Below are 202 nucleotides of genomic sequence, written 5' to 3' on the forward strand. Positions count from 1 at the left end.
ACGGCAGCGTCATCAGCAGGTACGGCGTATAAGAAGCATTGCTTTCCGCCACGTTAAACAGCGTAGTGGGCGTAACATGCCCCAGCAGACTGCCGAAGGTCAGGAAAAAGGTAATTACCTTCGCACCCAGCACAATCGCCGTCATGCGGCTAACCGCTTTGGTGCTTAACCACACCACAAATGCCACCAACAGCGCAAAGCC

The 202-nt window shown here is 54.5% G+C and carries 1 protein-coding gene; it reads right to left on the minus strand.

The genetic code is table 11. The features are described 5' to 3' along the window. Positions 1 to 202, minus strand: a 202-nt coding sequence (locus tag FDX22_RS31995; protein ID WP_304571819.1) for an aromatic amino acid transport family protein, incomplete at both ends; no start/stop codon positions are given.

This window comes from Citrobacter sp. TBCS-14 (genome assembly GCF_005280805.1).
Taxonomy (GTDB): domain Bacteria; phylum Pseudomonadota; class Gammaproteobacteria; order Enterobacterales; family Enterobacteriaceae; genus Citrobacter; species Citrobacter gillenii.